The sequence below is a fragment of the Stappia sp. ICDLI1TA098 genome (assembly GCF_054880955.1).
In genome coordinates, this window is record NZ_JBTZBT010000001.1 from 519,524 (window position 1) to 540,715 (window position 21,192).

Below are 21,192 nucleotides of genomic sequence, written 5' to 3' on the forward strand. Positions count from 1 at the left end.
CCCTGCCGGCTCAGCCCCAAAGGGCGGGGCCGGGGGGGATGAGCAGGCTGCCCTCGAAGGCAAGGCCCGGCTCGCGATCCTGCGCGAGCAGAAGCGGCGCGTCGAGGTCGACGTAATCGGCCTCCTGCGCCACCAGCACGGCCGGAGCCATGGCAAGCGAGGTGCCGAGCATGCAGCCGACCATGACGCGGAAGTCCATGGCGCGCGCCTTGCGGGCAAGCACCAGCGCCTCGGTGAGACCGCCGGTCTTGTCGAGCTTGATGTTGACCGCGTCATAGAGCGGGGCCAGCCTCTCCAGATCGGCGGAGGTGTGCAGGCTCTCGTCGGCACAGACCGGGATCGGCCGCTCGAGCGTGGCGAGCGCGCCATCGGCGCTCGAGGGCAGTGGCTGCTCGATAAGCTCGACGCCGGCCTCCTGGCAGGCGGCCATGTTGCGGGCGAAGAGCGCCTCGGTCCATGCCTCGTTGGCATCGACGATGAGACGGGCCTGGGGGGCGGCGGCACGAACGGCGGCAATGCGCGCGTCGTCGCCCTCGCCGCCGAGTTTCACCTTCAACAGCGGGCGGGACGCGGCCTTCGCGGCATCCGCCGCCATCTTTTCCGGCGTGCCGAGGCTGATGGTGAAGGCGGTGATCTGTGCCCTGGGCTCCGCGAGCCCGGCGAGCGCGGCGGCGGTGGTGCCGCCGCGTTTCGCCTCAAGATCCCAGAAGGCGGAATCGAGCGCGTTGCGCGCCGCGCCCGCCGGCATCGCCTGCTGGAGACCGGCGCGGTCGAGCCCGCGCGCGATCTCCGGGGCGAGGCGGGCGATGTCATCCATGACGCCCTCGACGGTCTCGCCGTAGCGGGCATAGGGCACGCATTCGCCGCGACCGGCATGGGCCCCCTCGCGCAGGGTCGCCACCACCACATTTGCGTGGGTGCGGCTGCCGCGCGCGATGGTGAACCCACCCTCGATCGGCCAGCTGTCGGTTGCGACCTCGAGCGTGACGGTCATGGCTTGCCGAACTCGCTCTCGATGCGGTCGACGATCTCCTCGCAGCCGAAGCGGACCGGATCGGTCGCCGGCAGGCCGTGCTCGGCGGCGATGTCGGAGAGCAGCACCTTGGCGTCGGCCTCGTCGAGGGCGGCTGTGTTGACGCAGATGCCGACGCAACGGATCTCGGGGTTGGTGAGGCGGCCGCAGACCGTGGTCAGGTCGATGACCTGCTGGATGGTCGGCAGCGGCGTCTTCACGCCGCGCATGTTGGTGCGGGTCGGCTCGTGGCAGACGACGAAGGCGTCGGGCTGGGACCCGTGCAGAAGACCCAGCGTGACACCGGCGAAGGAGGGGTGGAACAGCGAGCCCTGGCCCTCGACCAGATCCCAGTGATCGGGCTCGCCGGCCGGCGACACCCACTCGGCCGCGCCCGAGATGAAGTCGGCGATGACCGCGTCGAGCGCGACGCCGCGCCCGGAAATGAACACGCCGGTCTGGCCGGTGGCGCGGAAGTCGGCGTCGAAGCCGCGGTCACGCATCACCTTCTCGAGCGCCAGCACGGTGTACTTCTTGCCGACCGAGCAGTCGGTGCCGACGGTGAGCAGGCGCTTGCCGGTGCGCTTGTGGCCCTTGCCGGTGTCGAAGCGGATGTCCGAATGGCGCACGTCGCGCAGATGGCGTCCGTTGCGTTCGGCGGCGGCGAGGATCTCCGGCACATCGCGCAGGCGCATGTGAAGACCGCTGGCGACGTCCATGCCCGCGTCGAGCGCGGCGACGATGGAGGAGACCCAGTGCTCGGGCAGCACGCCGCCGGCGTTCACCGCACCGACGATCATGGTGCGCGCGCCAGCGCTCGCGGCCTCGGCCGGGGACATGTCGGGCAGCTTCGCATCCGCCTGGCAACCCTCGAGGCGATGCTGGCCGATGCACCAGTCGCGGCGCCAGTCGACGATGCCAAGCCCGGTCTTGGCGGCAAGCGCATCCGGCACGTCGCCGAGGAACAGCAGGTAGGGATGGGCGATTTCCATCGAAAACTCCTTAGAACATGCGGGCGCCGGACTCTGCCGGCGAAGCGTTGGCGTGCCGGCGAGCGGCGTTGTGCGCGTGCACCGGTCCGCCGTCTTCCACATCGGGAGGTCGCGGGCCGGCTGGACGCTGACGTTGCCGCCAAGGTATACGTTTGCGACGGGATGCTCGGCAAGGGCCGCGCATCGACTGGCCGGTCGAACCGGGCGGCGGCGGAACGGGACGGCGACAGGCGCAGATGACGACCCATGTGGCAAAGGATGTTCCTCGCCTGACCCTCGAGCGGGATGGCGACGCGGCCCGACTCGTCGTCGAAGGCACCTGGAAGATCGGCAACAGCGAGCTCATGGAGCGCCTGCTGAGCGACCTGCCGGTCGAGCGCAGCTCGCATCTGCGCATGGATCTGTCGCGCATCACCGGACTGGACACCGCCGGCGCCTGGCTGCTGCACCGCGTCCGCGGCGACCTCGAGTTCAAGGGCGTGCGCGTCGATCTGGACGGCGTGGAGGGGGCGCATGCGGCGCTGATGGACGAGGTCGAGCGGCTGCATCCGCCGCCCTGGGAGCCGGAACACCACCCCCTCTCCCTGTTTGGCGTCTTCGAGCGGACCGGGCGACAGGTCGTCGAGATCCTGAAAGACTGCAAGTCGGTGCTGCATATCGTCGGCTCGCTGGCGTCGGTGCTGGCGCGTGTCTTCGTGCGGCCCAAGTGCATCCGCCTGCCGTCGCTCGCCACGCAGTTTGAGCGGGTGTGCATCGGCGCGGTGCCCATCGTCATGCTGATGAGCTTCCTGATCGGCGCCATCATTTCCCAGCAGGGCGGCTTCTACCTGCGTCAGTTTGGCGCGGACGTTTATGTCGTCGATCTCGCCGGCGTGCTGGTGCTGCGCGAGATCGGCGTGATTCTCACCGCGATCATGGTCGCGGGCCGCTCGGGATCAGCCTTCACCGCCGAGATCGGCTCGATGAAGATGCGCGAGGAGATCGACGCGCTGCATGTCATCGGCCTGCGGGTGACGGAAGTGCTGGTGATGCCGCGCCTTCTGGCGCTGATCATTGCCCTGCCGATCCTGACGTTCCTGTCCGATCTGGCGGCGCTGTTCGGCGCGGGTCTCGTGAGCTGGTTCTATCTCGACATCGCGCCGCCGGTGTTCATCAAGCTGATGCAGGAGGCCGTCACCGTCGACACGCTGGTCGTCGGTCTGGTCAAGGCGCCCTTCATGGCGCTGATCATCGGGCTGGTGGCCTGCGTCGAGGGGTTCAAGGTCTCGGGATCGGCCGAATCGCTCGGGCAGCACACCACGCTCTCGGTGGTGAAGGCGATCTTCATGGTGATTGTCGTCGACGGGCTGTTCGCCATCTTCTTCTCCTCGATCGGGATCTGACATGACGGACGGGGACACAACAGCGGTATCCGGTGACGCGACCTCCGGCGAGCGGGAGGTCATCCTGCGGGCGCGCGGCGTCACCGTGGGCTTCGGCAAGGCGATCATCCTCAAGGACCTCGATCTCGACGTCTACCGGAGCGAGATTCTCGGCTTTGTCGGCGGTTCGGGAACGGGCAAGTCGGTGCTGATGCGCGCGATCCTCGGCCTGACACCGCGCCAGGCCGGCACCATCGAGGTGTTCGGCACGGATCTCGACCAGGCAAGCGCGGACGAGCGCAATGCCATCGAGCGGCGCTGGGGCGTGCTTTTCCAGCAGGGTGCGCTGTTTTCGTCGCTGACGGTCCGCCAGAACGTGCAGGTGCCGATGATCGAGCACATGAACATGTCGCAGCGGCTGATGGACGAACTGGCGCTGCTGAAGATCGAGATGGTGGGCCTGCCGCGCAGCGCGGCGGAGAAGTTTCCCTCCGAATTGTCGGGTGGCATGATCAAGCGCGCGAGCCTGGCCAGGGCGCTGTCGCTCGACCCGGATCTGGTCTTTCTGGACGAGCCGACCTCCGGCCTCGATCCCATTGGCGCTGCCGCTTTCGACGACCTGGTGAGCCGTCTGCGCGATACGTTGGGGCTTACCGTTTACATGGTGACCCACGATCTCGACAGTCTGCATTCCATTTGCGACCGTGTCGCTGTATTAGGGGAGAAGAAGGTGCTGCGCGCCGGTACGATTGATGAGCTCATGCATTTCGATAATGCCTGGGTGCAATCGTATTTCAATGGCGAGCGCGCGTTGCGGCGGGTTTAGATCGGGGATTCGAATTCAGCATGGAAACCCGCGCGAACTATATCATTATCGGCGCGTTCGTCTTTATCACGCTGTTCGTCGGCTTTGTCTTCATCTACTGGCTTGGGGCGCGTTCCGAGGGGCCGCGCGCGCTGCCGGTCAAGGTGGTGTTCAACGGCGCGGTGACCGGGCTTTCCGTGGGAGGCGCGGTCAATTTCAACGGCATCAAGGTGGGTGACGTCGGCGCGCTGGGCTTCGATTCCAAGGACCCTTCGGTCGTCATCGCCACCATTCGCGTCAACCCGACCACGCCGCTGCGCAAGGACGTGAAGGCGACACTCGGGTTCCAGACGCTCTCCGGCATCGCCTATGTGGATCTGTCCGGCGGCAGCAACACAGCACCGCTGCTGCTCGATCCCAATTCCGACACCATCCCGGTGATCCAGGCCGAGCGCTCCGCCTTCGAGGACATCGTCGAGGGCGCGCGCGACATTCTCACCCGGGCGGACACGACGCTGGCCTCGATCGAGAACGTGGTCAACGACAACCGCGGCGATATCAATCAGATCATCCACAATGCGCGGATCTTCTCCGACTCGCTGGCGGCCAACGCCGACGGCGTCGACACCTTCATGACGAGCGTCGCGGCGACCGGCGACGCGCTGACCAAGCTTTCGGGCCGCCTGGAAGGGCTGGTCGACAGCGCGACCGAGATCGTCGACGCGGTGCCGCGCGACAAGGTGGCCCAGATCATCAACGATGCCTCCGAGGTGACCTCCAAGGTGGCCAAGGCCTCCGACGGCCTCGTCGGACTGATGGACGATGCGGAGAAGGCGGCCGCGGAGTTGCAGAGCTTCGCCGCCGGGCTTTCGGAAAGCCTCGCCAAGGTCGACAAGCTTGTGGCAAGCGTTCAGCCCAAGGCGGTGCAGGACATCGTCGACGGGGTGGCGAGCTTCACCAACATGCTGAAGGCGCGCAGCGACGACCTCGACAGGCTGGTCGTTTCCACGACCAGGACGATGGACAACATCGAGAGCGTCAGCCAGGTCGCCGCCGACAGGCGCGAGGACATCGGCGAGATCATCACCGAGGCGCGGGCGCTCGCGACCCGGCTGAACTCCGCCGTCGACAAGGTCGACCAGGTGATCGCGGCGATCGATCCGCAGCGGGTGTCCAAGGTGGTTTCCTCGGTCGAGACGTTCACCGAGGGCCTGTCGACGCGCACCGACACGGTGACGACGGCCATCGACCGGGCCGGCGAGGCAATCGCCAACGTCAGCGAATTCTCGCAGAGCCTGAAGGGGCGCGGGCCGGAGGTCGACCAGATCATGCGCGACGCGCGCGAGCTTGCCTCCAAGCTCAACGCCACCGGCACGCGCCTGCAGGCGATGGTCGACAAGGTCGACACGATGGTCGACGGCGACGGCGAAGGGCTGATCAAGGAAGCCACCAAGGCAGCGGCCGCGATCCGCAAGGTGGCGGACGTGCTGGCCGAGCGGGTCGGCCCGATCACATCCGGCCTGGAGCGCTTCACGACGCGCGGCGCGGCCGATTTCGGAAATGCCATGGCGCAGCTGAACCGGACGCTGGTGGAGATCCAGCGCACGGTCGAGAGCATCAACCGCGATCCGCAGCGGGTGATCTTCGGCGGGTCGGACAAGCCGACCTTCAACGGGGCGCAACGGCGATGAGCAGGGCGGGGCTGGAGTTGGAGATGACGGGGCGGGCGATGCGAAGCGGGAGCAGGGCTGCGCATGCCTGGCGGATTGGCGCACTGGCCCTTGCCGTTGTGCTCGGCGGCTGCGCCTCCAGTTCCGCGCCGGATGCCTTTTACGGGCTGACGGCGCCGGCGGCGAGCGATGTCGCGAGCCGGTCCGGCGGGCGGTCCATCCAGCTCCTGGTGCCGCCGCCGCGCGCGCTGCAGGCGCTCGACACGGTCTCCATCGCCGTCGTCGATACGGGTCCGGTCTACACCTATTTCCCAAAGGCCGCCTGGACCGACACGCTGCCCAAGGTGCTGCAGGCGAAGATCGTCCAGACGCTCGAGAATACGCGCGGGCTGCGCGGCGTCGGCCTGCCCGGCGAGGGGCTGCTGATCGATTACCAGCTGCAGACGGACCTGCGCTCCTTCGAGCTTCACGTCGACGGGCAGGACCGGGCGGTGGTCGAGCTGATGGCCCGCCTCGTCAACGACCGCAATGGCCGCACCAAGGCGAGCCGCGTTTTCCGTGCCGAGGTTCCCGCCTCCGGCGTGGCCGTCGGAGATGCGGTCAAGGCGATGAACGCGGCCGCCGACGGCGTGCTCTCCGAGCTTGCCGCCTGGGTGCTTGCCAACGTGTGAGGCAGGCGGCGGGGCGTTACGCCCTGTCGATGCGGGCCTGATAGCAGTTGTTGCGCGCCGAGCGCATGTGCACGAAGGCGACGTCGTCGCGGGCGAGCAACTCGGCCGCGCGCGCCGCGATCGCCGGAACCTCCACCACATCCCCCGTGCCATAGATGATCCGCTCGTCGGCGGAATAGCCGCGCAGCATGTAGCGGTCGCCGCGCGCGAACATCTCCGGCAACTCGGCCGTATCCGTGTGGCGCTCGCAAGGGGCCGCGCAGAGGAAGATCGGCCCGAGTTCCGCATAGGGCTGAAGCGTGGTGAAGGGGCGCAGTGCCAGGATCAGGTACGGCGCGCCGATCGGAATGTGGCGCAGACAGTGGCGGCAGGGCAGGCCGCCTTCCGCGCAGATGCGCCGCTCCGGCGCCTGGCCGTTGGCATCGAAGGCGCCGTCGCGGTAGCGGGCGGCGGTGGCGCTGTCGAGGGCGACGAAGCGGATGTCGGTCATGTGAGGTCTCCTGTTGGTGCCCGGGGGAACTCAGGAGGCCTAGGAGGAGAGCAGCGCGCGGGCGACCCGATTTGCGAGCCGCCCGTGCCTGACGCCAAGAGTTACTCGGCCGCCTCGCGGAAGGCGGGGTTGTGGGTCTTGGGCTTGGCCTTGATCTTCAGTTCCTTCAGCTCCTCGCGGGCGCGTTCGGCGTTGCGCATGAGCTGGAACTTGCCCGGCTGGTACTGTTTCGGCGCGAAGATCTCGCCCGCGCCATAGTCGCCGGCGGCGCGCAACGCGAACGCCGGGTCGGCCAGATGCGGGCGGCCAAGGGCGACGAGATCGGCGCGCCCCGCGGCGAGGATCGTATTCGCCTGGTCGGCCGTGGTGATGGCCCCGACCGCCATGGTCGCAACCTCCGCCTCGTTGCGAATCTGGTCGGCGAAGGAGGTCTGGAACATGCGGCCGTAGACCGGCGCGCTCTTCGGGCTGGTCTGGCCGGTGGAGACGTCGACCAGATCGGCGCCCGCCGCGGCGAAGGCGCGTGCGATCCCGACGCTGTCGTCGGCGCTGATGCCGCCCTCGATCCAGTCGGTGGCCGAGACGCGCACCGACATCGGCTTCTCCTTCGGCCAGGCGGCGCGCATCGCGTCGAAGACCTCGAGCGGGAAGCGCAGGCGGTTCTCCAGCGCGCCGCCGTATTCATCCGTGCGCTCGTTGGTGACCGGCGACAGGAAGCTGGCGAGCAGGTAGCCGTGGGCGCAGTGCAGCTCGATCATGTCGAAGCCGCAGCGGATGGCGCGCTCGACGGAGGCGACGAAATCCGCCTTCACCGCGTCCATGTCGGCCCGTTCCATCGCCTTCGGCACCTGGCTCTCGGGATAGTAGGGCAGGGCGGAGGCGGAGAGGATCGGCCACGCTTCCTCGGCGGGAAGCGGGCGGTCCATGCCCTCCCACATCAGCTTCGAGGCGCCCTTGCGGCCGGCGTGGCCGAGCTGCAGGCAGACCTTCGCGGCGGACTGGCCGTGGATGAAGTCGACGATGCGGGTCCAGGCGGCTTCCTGATCGTCGTTCCAAAGGCCGGTGCAGCCCGGCGTGATGCGCGCGGTCGGCGAGACGCAGGTCATCTCGGTGAAGATGAGGCCGGCGCCGCCGATGGCGCGGGCGCCATAGTGGACGAGGTGAAAGTCCTGCGGCACGCCGTCGACGGCGGAATACATGCACATGGGCGAGACGACGAGGCGGTTGGCCACCTGCATGTCGCGCAACCGCAGTGGCTGGAAGGCGGGAACGACCGGGTTCTTCGTATCGACGTCGAGGCCGGAGGCGCGGACCTTCTCGGCGAAGGCGCGGGTGGCGTCGGCGACGAAGCCGGGAGCGCGCAGCTCGAGATTGTCATAGGTGATCGCCTTGGAGCGGGTCATCACGCCGAAGGCGAAGGTGACCGGGTCCATGTGCCAGTAGCGTTTCACATGCTCGAACCAGACGAGCGACACGTCGGCGGCATGCTGGGTCTTCTCGACCTCCTCGCGGCGGGTGTCCTCGAAGTCGGCGAGCGCTCCGGCGACCGTGGAGGTCCGGCGCAGGCTCTCGTAGAGGGCGATGGCGTCTTCCATGGCAAGCTTGGTGCCGGAGCCGATGGAGAAATGCGCCGTCGACTTGGCGTCGCCCAGCAGCACGACATTGTCCATCGTCGAGCGGGCGTTGCGGATCATCGGGAAGTTGCGCCACATGGAGCGGTTGATGAGCAGCTTGTGGCCGTCGAGTTCCTCGGCGAAGACCTCTTCGAGGAAGTCCGCGGACTCCTGCTCGCTCATCGCACCGATGCCGGCATTCTCGAAGGTCTGCGGATCGGTCTCCAGCACCCAGGTCGAGCGGCCGGGCTCATACTGGTAGGCGTGGGCGATGAAGATGCCGTGTTCCGTTTCCTTGAAATGGAAGGTGAAGGCGTCGAGCGGCTTGGTCGAGCCCATCCAGGTGAACTTGTTGGGACGCAGGTCGACGGAGGGCTGAAAATGATCGCGGTTGGCCTCGCGGATGGCCGAGTTGATGCCGTCCGCGGCAACGATCAGGTCGGCGCCGGCAAACTGGCCGAGATCGCTGACATCGGCCTCGAAGTGCATCTCGACGCCAAGCGCCCGGGCCCGCTCCTGGAGGAGAAGCAGCAGCGTGCGACGCGAGCAGCCGCAAAAGCCGTTGCCGCCGACGCGGTAGGAGGCGCCCTTGTAGTTGATCGAGATGTCGTCCCAATAGGCGAAATTCTCGGTGATCGCCCGGTAGCTTTCGCTGTCGTAGCGCTCGAAGGTCTCAAGCGTCTGGTCTGAGAAGACGACGCCGAAGCCGAAGGTGTCGTCGGCGCGGTTGCGCTCGTGGACAGTGATCCGCGCGCCCGGCTGCGCCTTTTTCATCAGGATTGCGAAATAGAGGCCGGCCGGGCCTCCGCCGATGATTTCGATCCGCATGGCATTTTCCTTCCGTGGCCATGGCGGCCCTTCCGGCCTGCCTGGCTCGTCCCCTCTGGCGTCCGTGCCCGGTTGTCCCGTGCTCCGGCGCCGGTTCGTTGTCGCCGTGCCATGTCCCGGCCGCGCCGGGTTCCCCGGAAGGTTCCCTCTGGCGGCCGCCCTCGCGATGGACATGCTTGCGTCCCCGTCGGAGATATTTTAAGCTTAAAATAATTCGACGCGCAATGCCGTTCTGGATCGCTTTCGGGATCCGCAACGAAGCGGCAGGCGGGCAGCCGGCGCATCATGGCCCGGCAAGCGGGAGAGACAGGTTGGCACAGGCTTCGCTTCATGGCCGTCACGCCTTCGTGACCGGCGGCACGCGCGGCATCGGGCTTGCGATTGCCCGTCGCCTGGTGGCCGAGGGCGCCAGCGTGACGATCCTCGGACGCGACGCGGGGCGGGCGGAAGCGATGGCGCGCGAGATCGGCGCCGCTGGTTTCGCGGGCGCCGATGTGACCGATCGCGACGGGCTGACCGGCGCGATCCGGCAGGCGGAAAGCCGTCTCGGTCCGGTGGCGATCCTCGTCAACAATGCCGGGCAGGCGGAAAGCGCGCCCTTCCTGAAAACCTCGCCCGAGCGTTTCTCGCGCATGATCTCGGTCAACCTCGACAGCGTCGTCACCGCCTGCCAGGCGGTGCTTCCCGGCATGATCGACGCGGGAGAGGGGCGGATCGTCAATGTTGCCTCGACGGCGGGCCTCAAGGGCTATCGCTATGTTTCCGCCTATGTGGCGGCGAAACATGCGGTCGTCGGGCTGACGCGGGCGCTGGCGCTGGAGACGGCGGAAACCGGGGTGACGGTCAACGCGGTCTGCCCGGGCTTCGCCGACACCGACCTGGTGCGCGACAGCGTGGCGAAGATCCGTGAGAAGACGGGCCGGGACGAGGCGGCGATCATCGCCGACATGGTGCGCGACAACCCGCAAAAGCGGCTTGTCGACCCGGACGAGGTGGCGGACGCGGTGGCATGGCTTGTCGGCGCGCGGGCGCGTTCGGTGACCGGCCAGTCGCTGGCAGTCGCCGGCGGCGAAGTGATGTGAGGCCTGGCGATGGATGAACGGACCCCAGTTTCCGAGGCAGGCGCGCTTGCCCCTGCGGGCGTGACGCTCGACGCCGAGACCCGCCTTCATGGCGACGGCGATCACCAGACGGAGCTTCGCCTGTGGCTGAGGCTTCTGACCTGCGCCAACCTGATCGAGACGGATATCCGCTCGCAGCTTCGCGCCGAATTCGACGTGACCTTGCCGCGGTTTGACCTGATGGCGCAGCTCGAGCGCACCCAGGACGGCCTGACGCTGGGCGAGCTTTCGCGACGCATGATGGTGTCGGCGGGCAATGTCACGGGCCTCGTGGAGCGGCTCGTCCAGGACGGGCTGGTGGAGCGTCGCCCGGCCCCCGGCGACCGGCGCTCGGCGCTGGTCAGCCTGACGGCGGCGGGGCGCGCGAGCTTCGAGGGCATGGCGCATGCCCATGGCGACTGGATCGGAGAGATCTTCGCCGGGCTGGAGCCGGCCGACATGGAGGCGCTCATGCGGCTTCTGGCAAAGACAAAGGCGTCGGCGATGGCTGCGGCACTGAAGCCGGCCACGGTGACGCAGGACACCCGAGGGGACGAGGAAACACCGAATGGCTGACGCCCTGACCGCATCTGCGCCCGCGCCGCAGGAAACTTACGCCATCACGCTACCGGTGCGTGACTATGTGCCCGTGCACTTCAAGCTTGAGGTGGAGGGCAAGACCGCGCTGATCACGCTCAACCGTCCGGAGCGCAAGAACCCGCTGACCTTCCAGTCCTACGCGGAGCTGCGCGACCTGTTCCGCGCGCTTCAGTTCGACGAGGAGGTCAAGACGGTGGTGATCACCGGTGCCGGCGGCAATTTCTGCTCCGGCGGCGATGTGTTCGAGATCATCGAGCCGCTTCTGTCCCGCGACATGCCGGGCATCATGCAGTTCACGCGCATGACCGGTGAGCTGGTCAAGGCGATGCGCGCCTGCCCGCAGCCGATCGTGGCGGCGGTCGACGGCGTCTGCGTTGGCGCCGGCGCGATCATTGCCATGGCCTCCGACCTGCGGGTGGCGACGGCGGGCGCCAAGGTCGCCTTTCTGTTCAACAAGGTCGGCCTTGCCGGCTGCGACATGGGCGCTTGCGCCATCCTGCCGCGCATCATCGGCCAGGGGCGGGCTTCCGAGCTGCTCTACACAGGCCGGGTGATGAGCGGAGAGGAAGGCGAGCGCTGGGGCTTCTTCAACCGGCTGTCGACACCGGAGGAGGTGCTTGGCGATGCGCGGGCGCTCGCCGACACGCTGTCCGCCGGTCCGACCTTCGCCAACTCCGTCACCAAGCGGATGCTCCACATGGAGTGGGACATGTCCATCGACCAAGCGATCGAGGCTGAAGCCATGGCCCAGGCCGTGTGCATGAAGACCGAGGACTATCGCCGTGCATTCGAGGCCTTCGCCGCCAAGCGCAAGCCCGTCTTCGAGGGGAACTGAGGAGCGGCCATGACGGACAAGAGCTTTCTCGACTGGCCGTTCTTCGACGCGGGGCACAGGGCCTTCGCCGACGAGGTGGAAGCCTTCGCCGCGGCCGAGGTCGCCGGACTGGCCGACCATCACGATGTCGACGGGTCCTGCCGCAAGCTGGTCGCGGCGCTCGGCCGCGCCGGGTTGTTGCGGGCGGCCGTGCCGGCGGCCTTCGGCGGCCTGCACGAGCGGCTCGACGTGCGCAGCCTGTGCATTGCCCGCGAGACGCTGGCCCGCCATCATGGGCTTGCCGATTTCGCCTTCGCCATGCAGGGGCTCGGCACCGGCTCGATCTCGCTTGCGGGATCCGAGGAGATCAAGGCGCGCTACCTGCCTCCGGTCGCCCGCGGCGAGAAGATCGCCGCCTTCGCGCTTTCGGAACCCGAGGCGGGCTCGGACGTGGCCGCCCTTGCGACCGTTGCCGAGCCGGACGGGCCGGACCATGTGCGCATCACCGGAGAGAAGACCTGGATCTCCAACGGCGGCATCGCCGATCACTACATCGTCTTCGCCCGCACCGGCGAGGCGGCGGGCGCGCGGGGGCTCTCCGCCTTCGTGGTCGACGCGGACGTGCCCGGGTTCCGCGTGAAGGAGCGCATCGAGACCACCGCGCCGCATCCGCTTGCGACGCTCGCCTTCGATGGCGTGCGCGTGCCGGTCTCGGCACGGCTCGGCAGAGGCGGCGAGGGCTTCAAGGTCGCCATGGCGACGCTCGACATCTTCCGCTCGACAGTCGGGGCGGCGGCGCTCGGTTTCGCCCGCCGCGCGCTTGACGAGACGCTCCGGCACACGACGACGCGCCAGCTTTTCGGCGCGCCGCTTTCCGATCTGCAGATGACGCAAGCCTCGCTCGCCGAGATGGTCGCCGACGTGGATGCGGCGGCCCTTCTCGTCTACCGCGCCGCGTGGACCAAGGACATGGGGGCGGCCCGCGTCACCCGCGAGGCGGCACTTGCCAAGATGGTGGCGACCGAGAACGCCCAGAAGGTCGTCGACCGCGCCGTGCAGCTGCACGGCGGTCACGGTGTGCGCACGGGCACAAAGGTGGAGGAGCTTTACCGCGACGTGCGCGCGTTGCGCATCTACGAGGGCGCAACGGAAATCCAGAAGGTCGTCATCGCCCGTCAGGCGGTGGCCGACCACGCAGCCCGCTGCTCCGCCGCTGTGACGGCGGAGTAACGAACTTCCCGTCAGAGCCGGCGCAGAACCGGCCGACGGATCCTTCCAGAAGGAGTGCCTGATGGCCCGCTCAGCTCATGTCGATACCTTCGCGGCGGACAACCTCCCGCCCCGCGACCAGTGGCCCGACCTCATCAATCTCGACCGCCTCGGCTATCCGGAGCGGATGAACTGCGCGGTCGAACTGATCGACCGCAATGTCGAGGAGGGGCGCGGCGACAAGCTCGCCCTGATCGGCCCCAACGAACGCTGGACCTATGCCGAGCTCGCCGAGAAGGTGAACCGGATGGCCAATGTGCTTGTCGAGAAATTCGCTCTCGCGCCGGGCAACCGCGTGCTCCTGCGCTTTCCCAACACGCCGACCATGGTGGCTGTCTATTTCGCCGTCCTGAAGGCCGGCGGCATCGTTGTCGCCACCATGCCGCTGCTGCGGGCCAAGGAGCTGTCGGTCATCGTCGACAAGTCCGAGCTTTCGCTGGCCGTCTGCGACCACCGTCTTGCCGACGAGATGGAGATGACGCGGGCGCGCACCGAAAGGCTTGAGACCATTGTCTATTCGGGGTCGGGAAGCGCCGACAGCCTCGAGGCGCTGATGGCCGATGCCTCGCCCGAGTTCAGCGCCTGCGACACGGCGGCCGACGATGTCTGCCTGCTTGGTTTCACCTCCGGCACGACGGGCGTGCCGAAGGCGACCATGCACTTTCACCGCGACATGCTGACGATCTGCGACTGCTACGCGCGCGAAGTGCTGAGGCCGCAGGAGAGCGACGTCTTCATCGGCTCGCCACCGCTGGCCTTCACCTTCGGCCTCGGCGGGCTGGTTCTGTTTCCCTTCCGCGTCGGGGCAAGCGCGATCCTGCTGGAGCGTGCCGGGCCGGACGAACTGCTGAAGGCGATACCCGAACTCCGGCCGACCGTCGTCTTCACCGCGCCGACGGCCTATCGCGCGATCCTGGCCAAGAAGGGGGATGCGGATCTCTCGTCGCTGCGCAAATGCGTGTCGGCTGGCGAAGCGCTGCCCAAGGCGACCTGGGACGACTGGCTGGCGGCGACCGGGATCAAGATCCTTGACGGCATCGGCGCGACGGAGATGCTGCATATCTTCATCGCCGCGCGCGAGGACGAGGTGCGCCCCGGGGCGACCGGCAAGCCGGTGCCGGGCTATGAGGCCAAGGTGATCGGACCCGATGGCGAGGAGGTGCCCGACGGCACGCCGGGGAAGCTTGCCGTGCGCGGGCCGACGGGCTGCCGCTATCTCGCCGACGACCGCCAGGCCGTCTATGCCGTCAACGGCTGGAACGTCACCGGCGACACCTATATCCGCGATGCCGATGGCTATTTCTGGTATCAGGCGCGCTCCGACGACATGATCGTGTCGGCTGGCTACAACATCGCCGGACCCGAGGTCGAGGGCACGCTGCTGGCCCATCCGGCGGTCGCCGAATGCGGCGTCGTCGGCGCGCCGGATCCCGATCGCGGGCGCATCGTCAAGGCCTATGTGGTGCTCAAGCCCGGCGTCCAGGGGGATGCGGCGCTGGCGAAGGCGCTGCAGGATTACATCAAGGCCGAGCTTGCTCCCTACAAGTACCCGCGCGCTGTCGAGTTCGTCGACAGCCTGCCGCGCACCGAAACCGGCAAGCTGCAGCGCTTTGCCCTTCGCGACATCGCCGCCCGGGACGGCGAGGACGCCCTTCACGCCAAGGCCGCATCGTGATATCGGCCGGGCCAACGATCTGGATGAACGAATGACCAAGACCGCCGAAACCGCCGCCGCCGTGGCCGAGCCTGCGTCCTCGCCGCTGACGCCGCTCCAGCCCGAGGGCTGGCCTATCCCGAGAGGCTATGCCAACGGCATGGCGGGCGAGGGGCGCTATGTGCTGACAGGCGGCCAGATCGGCTGGCGTCCCGACGGGACCTTTCCGACGGATTTCGTCGGCCAGATCCACCAGACGCTGGAAAACGTCGTCGCCGTGGTGCGTGCGGCCGGAGGCGGGCCGGAGCACATCGCCCGGCTGACCTGGTATGTCACCGACATCGAGGCCTATCGCAACTGCCTGAAGGAACTGGGCCCTGCCTATCGCGCCGTCATGGGGCGGAACTATCCGGCCATGGCTGTCGTGCAGGTGCTGGCGCTGGTCGAGCGCGAGGCCATGGTCGAGATCGAGGGCACGGCCATCGTGCCGGTCTGACAGGGCAGCCGCCATCCATGCAAAAAGGCCCGGCAGTGGCTCTGCCGGGCCTTTTTTCGTGTCATTGCGCTCATCGTCGATGAACGATTCGCGGTGTCTTCAGCCGTTGGCCGCGCGTGGTGCTTGCTGGCGGTCGAGAAGGCGCTCGATCACGTTGACGATGATGCGGTGACCTGCCTCCTGGTCGAGGGACATGATCGATTCCGGGTGGAACTGCACGGCTGCGATGGGCTCCGCCTCATGCTCGATGGCCATGACGATGCCGTCTTCCGTCTCCGCCGTGACGCGGAAGCCCGCTGGCAGGGCGTCGCGGACCGCGTGCAGCGAATGATAGCGCCCGACGGTCACCGGCGAGGAAAGGCCGGCGAAGAGCAGGCTGTCGGGCGTGAAGCGCACCGGCGAGGGTTTGCCGTGCATCGGGATATCGAGCTGGGCGAGCCGGCCGCCGAGACCCTCGGCGAGCGCCTGGAGGCCGAGGCAGACGCCGAAGATCGGCAGGCCGCGGGCGCGGGCCCGGCCGATGGTGGCGGCGCAGTCGAAATCCTTCGGGTTGCCGGGGCCGGGCGAGAGCACGACGAGGTCGGGCGCGACATCGTGGAAGACGCTGTCGGCCACCGGCGAGCGGTAGGTGACAACGTCCGCGCCGGTCTGGCGGAAGTAGTTGGCAAGCGTGTGGACGAAGCTGTCCTCGTGATCGACAAGCAGGATCTTCAGTCCCTTGCCGGGCTCCTCGGCGCGCGCGAGTGCTTCGGCGGCGCGTCCCTGACCGGCCTCGCGCACGGCGGCGCGCATGGCCTCGGCCTTGAGTTCGGTCTCCGCCTCCTCGTCTTCCGGCACGCTGTCGAAGAGCAGCGTCGCGCCGGCCCGGATCTGGGCGACGCCATCCTTGATGCGCACGGTGCGCAGCGTCAGGCCGGTGTTCATGTCGCCATTGAAGAGGATGGCGCCGATCGCGCCGCCATACCAGGCGCGGGGGCTCTTCTCGTGGCGTTCGATGAAGTCCATCGCCCAGCGTTTGGGAGCGCCGGTCACCGTCACCGCCCAGGTGTGCGACAGGAAGGCGTCGAGCGCGTCGAGGTCTTCCCGTAGCGTGCCCTCGATGTGGTCGACGGTGTGGATCAGGCGCGAGTAGAGCTCGATCTGCCGCCGGCCGATGACGCGCACCGAGCCGGGCACGCAGATGCGGCTCTTGTCGTTGCGGTCGACGTCGGAGCACATGGTGAGCTCCGCCTCGTCCTTGGCGGAATTGAGGAGCTTGCGGATCTGCGCCTCGTCCTCGATGGCGTTGCGCCCGCGCCGGATTGTGCCCGAGATCGGGCAGGTCTCGACCCGGCGACCGCCGGAGACGCGAACATACATTTCCGGGCTGGCGCCGACGAGATACTCCGCGTTGCCGAGGTTGATGAAGAAGCCGTAAGGGGAGGGGTTGATGTCCTGCAGGCGGCGGGAGACGGCCGAGGGCGCCGCCGGGCAGGCCTCGTAAAAGACCTGCCCGGGCACGGTCTCGAACAGATCGCCGCGGCGGAAATAGGCCTTCGCCTCGTCGACCAGCCGGGCGTATTCGCCGGGCTGGTGGTCGCCCCGGCCGGGGTCCTCGTTGGCCGGGCGATAGACGTTGCTGGCGCCGTCGCGCGGCAGGCCATCGGTGCTCTTACCCTCGACGGAGAATTCATAGGCAAGCACATGGGCCTTGCGGCCGTAGTGATCGACCAGAAGGATCTCGTCGGGAAGGTAGAGGACGACGTCGCGCTGGTCGTCGGGCCGTTCCATCGCAAGCTCGATGGGCTCGAACTGAAAGGCGAGATCGTAGCCGAAGGCGCCATAGAGGCCGAGGTGCGCGTCGTCGCAGGAAAACAGCGCATTGACGGCGCGGATCACCGAAAAGACGGAGGGCTGACGCGAGCGCTCCTCCTCCGAGAAGGCGCGGGTGGCCGGTGCGATCCGCATCTCCAGGCGGGTGTCGTCGCCGGAGAGCCGCTCCAGCTCGGGCAGGGCGTCGAGCGTCTTGCGGATCGCGGGAAGCAGCAGCCGGCCGCGGTCGTTGAGCGCGGTGACGCTGACGTCGCGGGCGCGGGATTCGATCACCAGCGGCGGATTGACCAACGCCATGTCCCAGCGGGTGTACCGCCCGGGATATTCGTAGGAGGAGGAAAAGACGGCGCCACGTTCGGCGTCGAGCCGGTCGATCCAGGGGGACGTGCCCTTGGAATAGTCGGCGGCGCGCGCCGTCACCGTCACCCCGATACCGCCCTTCGTCACGAAGGTTTCTTCACGTCCCAGCTGCATTGTCCGCCTTCCTTCATCCGGCCGCCGGACCCGCTGTTGCAGCGGTCAGAAATGACAAAGCCGCCGGCGGGACCCCGCGGCGGCTTTCCTCATCTTTCGAGTGACGACTGGTCACGCGTTGTCGGTTGCCGCCCTTTATGAAAGGCGCCACCACCAACCGCTGTTCGTGACAATCATCGTGCTCATGGCATTTTCACTAGCGCAAGCGGGCGGCGCGCGCAACGCGGAATCCGCGTCAGCCGCGCGCCGCCCGGCGGCTCATTCGACGAAACGCCCGAGACGCACCGCGGTCATGCCCTTCGTAAGCCGCTTGCTCGGCATGATCAGGACGGTGCGGTCGTGCGGCGCGACAATCGGCTTGTCGCCGTCGCGGGCGATTACGGTGCCGGCCTTCTCGATCACCTCCTGGCCGAGGAAATCGCCCTCGAAGCGGAAGTCGTCGGTCATGATCGTGACAGGCTCGACAATCTCGATGAAACTCTGCGGCGCGGGCGCGCCGATGCGTGCAAGCTCCGCCGCTCCGAAGGCGGCATCCACGACGCCGGTCGCACGGAGAAAGCGGATCGAGGTCGCGAGGGCGACATCCGCGCTCGACTTCTCCCAGTGCTGGCCGCATTCCACCAGCAGCGCGTTCTTCGGGCTTTGCGGATCGGAGAAGCCGGCGTAGTCGCGCATGCGCTTGCCGGCGGCGTGGCCCTTGTCGGTGACCACGAGAGCGGGATAGCCGACGGCGCGGGCAAGCTCTCGGCCCTTTTCCAGGGGACCGGAGAGGGTCAGCGGGTCGGTCGCGTTCTGCATCGAGTGAAGGTCGAGCAGCAAATCGACCGTGTCCACGAAGGGCCGCAGCTCGCGGGCGCGGCGGCGCTCGCGGGTGCTGTCGTCGTCCAGCGTCTCGGCCTGCCAAAGGCGGTTCATGTCCTCATCCGCCCAGCGCGAGGCGAAGGGATCGGCCGGATCGTAGAGCTCGTAGGCGTCGAGATTGACGAAGGCGAGGGAGAGCCGGCCGGCGAGCGGGCGCACCTGCTGGCGGAACAGCCAGTCGAGCGCGATAGGGCCGCACAGCTCGTTGCCATGGACGACCGCCGTGATCGCCACATGGGGGCCGGGCTTGCCGCTGTCGAAGGTGGTGACGCCACGAATACCGGTGTTGCCGGTGAGATAGGCGGAAATGTCCGTCTTCTCGAGTTCGAGCGGGATGCTGCCTGCGGTCGGAAGGCCGGTCATGCGCAGGCCTCCTCGATCAGCTTGCCGATGAAGGCCTCGCATTTCTCCAGCTCGCTGACCTTGATGAACTCGTCGGCCTTGTGCGCCTGCTCGATGTTGCCCGGGCCGATGACCACGGTCGGAATCGCGCCGATCTCCTGGAAGAGGCCGCCCTCGGTGCCAAAGGCGACCTTGGCGTGATCGTTGCGCCCGGCAAGGCGCTTGGCCAGCACCGTGACCTCCGCGTCCGGCGCCGTGTCGAGGCCGGGGAAGCTGGAAATCTGTTCGAAGGCAATGCCGGTCCCGGGGGAGCGCTCCTGCATCGCCGGCTCGATCTCCTCGCGGGCGTAGCGCATGATCTCGTCAACCAGCGCGTCGGCATCCTGCGAGGGCAGGACGCGGAACTCGAAGGCGATCTCGCAGCGGTCCGGCACGATGTTGAGCGCCGTGCCGCCATGGCACATGCCGGTGTGGGCGGTGCTGACGGCGACGTCGTAAAGCGGATCGGAGGCCCCTTCGGCGAGCACGCGGCCCATGTCGCGGATCTTCAGGATCAGCTCCGCGGCATAGTCGACCGCATTGACGCCGTGCGGGGCAAGCGAGGAATGGCAGGTCAGGCCGGTGACGATGGCCCGGTAGGAGCGCTTCGACTTGTGGCCAAGCACCACCTGCATCTCGGTCGGCTCGCCGACGAAACAGGCGCGCGGGCGCGGCAGCGTTTCGATCATCTTCTCGATCAGGCTCGGAACGCCCTTGCAGCCTACCTCCTCGTCATAGGAGAAGGCGAGGTGGATGGGAGCCTTGAGCGGGGCGGCCAGCATGTCGTCCACACGGGCGAGGCAGCAGGCGAGGAAGCCTTTCATGTCGCAGGAGCCGCGCCCGTAGAGCTTGTCGTCGCGCAGCGTCAGCTCGAAGGGCGGGCTGGTCCACTCCTGCCCGTCGACGGGAACCACGTCGGTGTGGCCCGAGAGAACATAGCCCGGCACATCGGCGGGACCGACGGTCGCCAGGAGGTTGGCCTTTTCGCCGGTCTCGTCCAGAACGCGGGCGGTCTTCACGCCACGGGCATGGAGAAAGGCCTCCACATGGGCGATGAGCGCGAGGTTCGATCCCCGGCTGGTGGTGTCGAAGGCAACCAGCTCTTTCAGGATCTGGGCTGATTTCGGCGCGGCGTTCTGCAACATGGAGTGTCCTCTTGCCCCTTGCGGGCGGGTGGTTTCAAGGCGGGTTCGTCTCTGTCAGGTCAACATCAGGCGGGCTGCGAATAGGCGTCGGCGGGGACCGTCCGGCGCGCGTACTCGATGAAACTCTGCGCGATCGGCGTCACCGGGCCGGCAGGTGTGAAAAACTGCGTCAGATAGTCGATGCGGGGGGTGAAGGGGCGAAAGACGACGCCTTCGACCGGGCGCAGGTTGACCGGGAACGGGTTGACCAGGCCGATGCCGACCCCCTCTCGCACCAGCTCGCACACGGCGATGCTGGTTGCCGTTTCGGCGCGAATGTTCCGCTCAACACCCCGTTCGGAGAAGATCCGGTCGTAGAGATTGCGCTGATGGAAGCGCCGGGTGAGCGTGATGAAAGGCTCCCCGGCCAGGTCCTCCGGCACGATCTCGGTGCGCCCGGCGAGCCGGTGATGGTGTGGAATGGCGGCATGGGCGACGGCCTGACGGAAGGGGTACATGCGCAGCCCGTCGTGGCGGATACGCCCGTCGCCGATGCCCAGGTCCGCGTTTTCGTCGGCGACGGCGGCCGTGACATTGGCCGACATGCCGATCTCCAGATGGACCGAGGCGTCCGGGTTCTCGCGCAGGAAGCCGGCGATCAGCCGCGTCACCAGCCGGTGGGCCAGGGTCGGCGGCGCGCAGATGCGCAGACGGCGCGGATTGGGCCGGTCGGTCTCGTTCGCCGTAAGGCTCGCCAGGGTGGCGAAGATCGGCTCGATCTGCTCGTTGAGGGCAAGGCCGTCGGCCGTTGGCTCGATGCGGTTGCCATGGCGCAGGAACAGCTTGCGCCCAAGGCGGGCCTCGAGCTGGGCGACGGCGCGGCTGACAGCGGGCTGGGAGATGCCGAGCCGGTGGGCGGCGGCGGTCGTCTTGCCTTCGCTGATCACCGCGCGCAGCACCTCAAGCTCCCGGAGGGTCAGTCCGCCGCGCTGGAAGTTCTCGCCCACGCGACGCGGCGCGGGCTGCTCAAGATACTCGGTATTTGTCACGAGAATAGGTCTATGCGTGGAAGGTATCGTTTTTCATTTGTCGATCATTAAATCGCATAATAGCCTTTCCGACAAGCCGTGGATGGCGCAGGCCAATCCGCAAACGGCACCGGTCG

At 67.7% G+C, this 21,192-nt stretch carries 18 protein-coding genes; 10 read left to right on the top strand and 8 right to left on the bottom strand.

What is annotated here, in order from left to right; translation table 11 throughout:
* Positions 1-10: 10 nt before the first annotated feature.
* Entirely contained in the window at positions 11-994 is a 984-nt protein-coding gene (gene dgcA, locus ACSLUQ_RS02275) for an N-acetyl-D-Glu racemase DgcA (RefSeq protein ID WP_461807586.1), read from the bottom strand.
* On the bottom strand, positions 991-2,004 hold the full coding sequence (gene dgcN, locus ACSLUQ_RS02280) for an N-acetyltransferase DgcN (RefSeq protein WP_417770951.1): 1,014 nt from the start codon (positions 2,002-2,004) through the stop codon (positions 991-993). The genes dgcA and dgcN overlap by 4 nt, the downstream gene beginning before the upstream one ends.
* Before the next feature lie 236 nt (positions 2,005-2,240).
* On the opposite strand from dgcN, the gene ACSLUQ_RS02285 reads away from it, so the two are divergent.
* The 4 genes from ACSLUQ_RS02285 to ACSLUQ_RS02300 are packed head-to-tail and all read left to right on the top strand — an operon-like array spanning position 2,241 to position 6,511.
* Positions 2,241-3,386 (top strand): ABC transporter permease, encoded by a 1,146-nt coding sequence (locus tag ACSLUQ_RS02285; RefSeq protein WP_417770950.1) that lies wholly within the window; start codon positions 2,241-2,243, stop codon positions 3,384-3,386.
* 1 nt (position 3,387) lies between these two features.
* Positions 3,388-4,191 (top strand): ABC transporter ATP-binding protein, encoded by an 804-nt coding sequence (locus ACSLUQ_RS02290; protein ID WP_417770949.1) that lies wholly within the window; start codon positions 3,388-3,390, stop codon positions 4,189-4,191.
* A 20-nt stretch (positions 4,192-4,211) separates the two neighbouring features.
* Complete coding sequence (locus tag ACSLUQ_RS02295) at positions 4,212-5,861, top strand: MlaD family protein (RefSeq protein ID WP_461807587.1); 1,650 nt, start codon at positions 4,212-4,214, stop codon at positions 5,859-5,861.
* Complete coding sequence (locus tag ACSLUQ_RS02300) at positions 5,858-6,511, top strand: ABC-type transport auxiliary lipoprotein family protein (protein WP_461807588.1); 654 nt, start codon at positions 5,858-5,860, stop codon at positions 6,509-6,511. Before ACSLUQ_RS02295 ends, ACSLUQ_RS02300 begins: the two co-directional genes overlap by 4 nt.
* Before the next feature lie 16 nt (positions 6,512-6,527).
* Here the strand turns inward: ACSLUQ_RS02300 and ACSLUQ_RS02305 are convergent, their stop codons facing one another.
* Both ACSLUQ_RS02305 and ACSLUQ_RS02310 read right to left on the bottom strand, forming a co-directional pair.
* Positions 6,528-7,001 (bottom strand): DUF1203 domain-containing protein, encoded by a 474-nt coding sequence (locus ACSLUQ_RS02305; protein ID WP_461807589.1) that lies wholly within the window; start codon positions 6,999-7,001, stop codon positions 6,528-6,530.
* 101 nt (positions 7,002-7,102) lie between these two features.
* The gene (locus ACSLUQ_RS02310) at positions 7,103-9,442 is read right to left on the bottom strand and encodes a bifunctional salicylyl-CoA 5-hydroxylase/oxidoreductase (protein WP_461807590.1); all 2,340 of its coding nucleotides are present in this window, start codon (positions 9,440-9,442) and stop codon (positions 7,103-7,105) included.
* 311 nt (positions 9,443-9,753) lie between these two features.
* Here ACSLUQ_RS02310 and ACSLUQ_RS02315 point away from each other — a divergent pair, with 311 nt between their 5' ends.
* From ACSLUQ_RS02315 to ACSLUQ_RS02340, 6 genes are all read left to right on the top strand, one after another.
* The gene (locus ACSLUQ_RS02315) at positions 9,754-10,524 is read left to right on the top strand and encodes an SDR family NAD(P)-dependent oxidoreductase (protein WP_417770944.1); all 771 of its coding nucleotides are present in this window, start codon (positions 9,754-9,756) and stop codon (positions 10,522-10,524) included.
* 9 nt (positions 10,525-10,533) lie between these two features.
* Positions 10,534-11,118: a MarR family winged helix-turn-helix transcriptional regulator gene (locus tag ACSLUQ_RS02320; protein WP_461807591.1), complete on the top strand. Its 585-nt coding sequence runs from the start codon at positions 10,534-10,536 to the stop codon at positions 11,116-11,118.
* The gene (locus tag ACSLUQ_RS02325) at positions 11,111-11,977 is read left to right on the top strand and encodes an enoyl-CoA hydratase family protein (protein ID WP_461807592.1); all 867 of its coding nucleotides are present in this window, start codon (positions 11,111-11,113) and stop codon (positions 11,975-11,977) included. The genes ACSLUQ_RS02320 and ACSLUQ_RS02325 overlap by 8 nt, the downstream gene beginning before the upstream one ends.
* 9 nt (positions 11,978-11,986) lie before the next feature.
* Positions 11,987-13,186 (top strand): acyl-CoA dehydrogenase family protein, encoded by a 1,200-nt coding sequence (locus ACSLUQ_RS02330; protein ID WP_461807593.1) that lies wholly within the window; start codon positions 11,987-11,989, stop codon positions 13,184-13,186.
* Between the two features lie 61 nt (positions 13,187-13,247).
* On the top strand, positions 13,248-14,900 hold the full coding sequence (locus ACSLUQ_RS02335) for a benzoate-CoA ligase family protein (RefSeq protein WP_461807594.1): 1,653 nt from the start codon (positions 13,248-13,250) through the stop codon (positions 14,898-14,900).
* A gap of 31 nt (positions 14,901-14,931) precedes the next feature.
* Entirely contained in the window at positions 14,932-15,375 is a 444-nt protein-coding gene (locus ACSLUQ_RS02340) for a RidA family protein (RefSeq protein ID WP_417770939.1), read from the top strand.
* 99 nt (positions 15,376-15,474) lie between these two features.
* On the opposite strand, the gene ACSLUQ_RS02345 is transcribed toward ACSLUQ_RS02340, so the two are convergent.
* The 4 genes from ACSLUQ_RS02345 to ACSLUQ_RS02360 form a co-directional block, all read right to left on the bottom strand.
* On the bottom strand, positions 15,475-17,661 hold the full coding sequence (locus ACSLUQ_RS02345) for an anthranilate synthase (RefSeq protein ID WP_461807595.1): 2,187 nt from the start codon (positions 17,659-17,661) through the stop codon (positions 15,475-15,477).
* A gap of 258 nt (positions 17,662-17,919) precedes the next feature.
* On the bottom strand, positions 17,920-18,885 hold the full coding sequence (locus ACSLUQ_RS02350; RefSeq protein ID WP_461807596.1) for a M14 family metallopeptidase: 966 nt from the start codon (positions 18,883-18,885) through the stop codon (positions 17,920-17,922).
* Positions 18,882-20,048 (bottom strand): acetylornithine deacetylase, encoded by a 1,167-nt coding sequence (gene argE / locus ACSLUQ_RS02355; RefSeq protein ID WP_461807597.1) that lies wholly within the window; start codon positions 20,046-20,048, stop codon positions 18,882-18,884. Before argE ends, ACSLUQ_RS02350 begins: the two co-directional genes overlap by 4 nt.
* Before the next feature lie 65 nt (positions 20,049-20,113).
* Positions 20,114-21,076 (bottom strand): LysR family transcriptional regulator, encoded by a 963-nt coding sequence (locus ACSLUQ_RS02360; protein WP_417770935.1) that lies wholly within the window; start codon positions 21,074-21,076, stop codon positions 20,114-20,116.
* Positions 21,077-21,192 lie beyond the last annotated feature (116 nt).

Bases quoted from the DNA above. Each gene is read 5' to 3' on its own strand.
- ACSLUQ_RS02305 (WP_461807589.1), bottom strand. From the start codon at position 7,001: ATGACCGACATCCGCTTCGTCGCCCTCGACAGCGCCACCGCCGCCCGC.
- ACSLUQ_RS02320 (WP_461807591.1), top strand. From the start codon at position 10,534: ATGGATGAACGGACCCCAGTTTCCGAGGCAGGCGCGCTTGCCCCTGCG.
- dgcN (WP_417770951.1), bottom strand. From the start codon at position 2,004: ATGGAAATCGCCCATCCCTACCTGCTGTTCCTCGGCGACGTGCCGGAT.
- ACSLUQ_RS02310 (WP_461807590.1), bottom strand. From the start codon at position 9,442: ATGCGGATCGAAATCATCGGCGGAGGCCCGGCCGGCCTCTATTTCGCA.
- ACSLUQ_RS02330 (WP_461807593.1), top strand. From the start codon at position 11,987: ATGACGGACAAGAGCTTTCTCGACTGGCCGTTCTTCGACGCGGGGCAC.
- dgcA (WP_461807586.1), bottom strand. From the start codon at position 994: ATGACCGTCACGCTCGAGGTCGCAACCGACAGCTGGCCGATCGAGGGT.
- ACSLUQ_RS02340 (WP_417770939.1), top strand. From the start codon at position 14,932: ATGACCAAGACCGCCGAAACCGCCGCCGCCGTGGCCGAGCCTGCGTCC.
- ACSLUQ_RS02325 (WP_461807592.1), top strand. From the start codon at position 11,111: ATGGCTGACGCCCTGACCGCATCTGCGCCCGCGCCGCAGGAAACTTAC.
- ACSLUQ_RS02295 (WP_461807587.1), top strand. From the start codon at position 4,212: ATGGAAACCCGCGCGAACTATATCATTATCGGCGCGTTCGTCTTTATC.
- ACSLUQ_RS02285 (WP_417770950.1), top strand. From the start codon at position 2,241: ATGACGACCCATGTGGCAAAGGATGTTCCTCGCCTGACCCTCGAGCGG.
- ACSLUQ_RS02300 (WP_461807588.1), top strand. From the start codon at position 5,858: ATGAGCAGGGCGGGGCTGGAGTTGGAGATGACGGGGCGGGCGATGCGA.
- ACSLUQ_RS02350 (WP_461807596.1), bottom strand. From the start codon at position 18,885: ATGACCGGCCTTCCGACCGCAGGCAGCATCCCGCTCGAACTCGAGAAG.
- ACSLUQ_RS02335 (WP_461807594.1), top strand. From the start codon at position 13,248: ATGGCCCGCTCAGCTCATGTCGATACCTTCGCGGCGGACAACCTCCCG.
- ACSLUQ_RS02345 (WP_461807595.1), bottom strand. From the start codon at position 17,661: ATGCAGCTGGGACGTGAAGAAACCTTCGTGACGAAGGGCGGTATCGGG.
- ACSLUQ_RS02290 (WP_417770949.1), top strand. From the start codon at position 3,388: ATGACGGACGGGGACACAACAGCGGTATCCGGTGACGCGACCTCCGGC.
- argE (WP_461807597.1), bottom strand. From the start codon at position 20,048: ATGTTGCAGAACGCCGCGCCGAAATCAGCCCAGATCCTGAAAGAGCTG.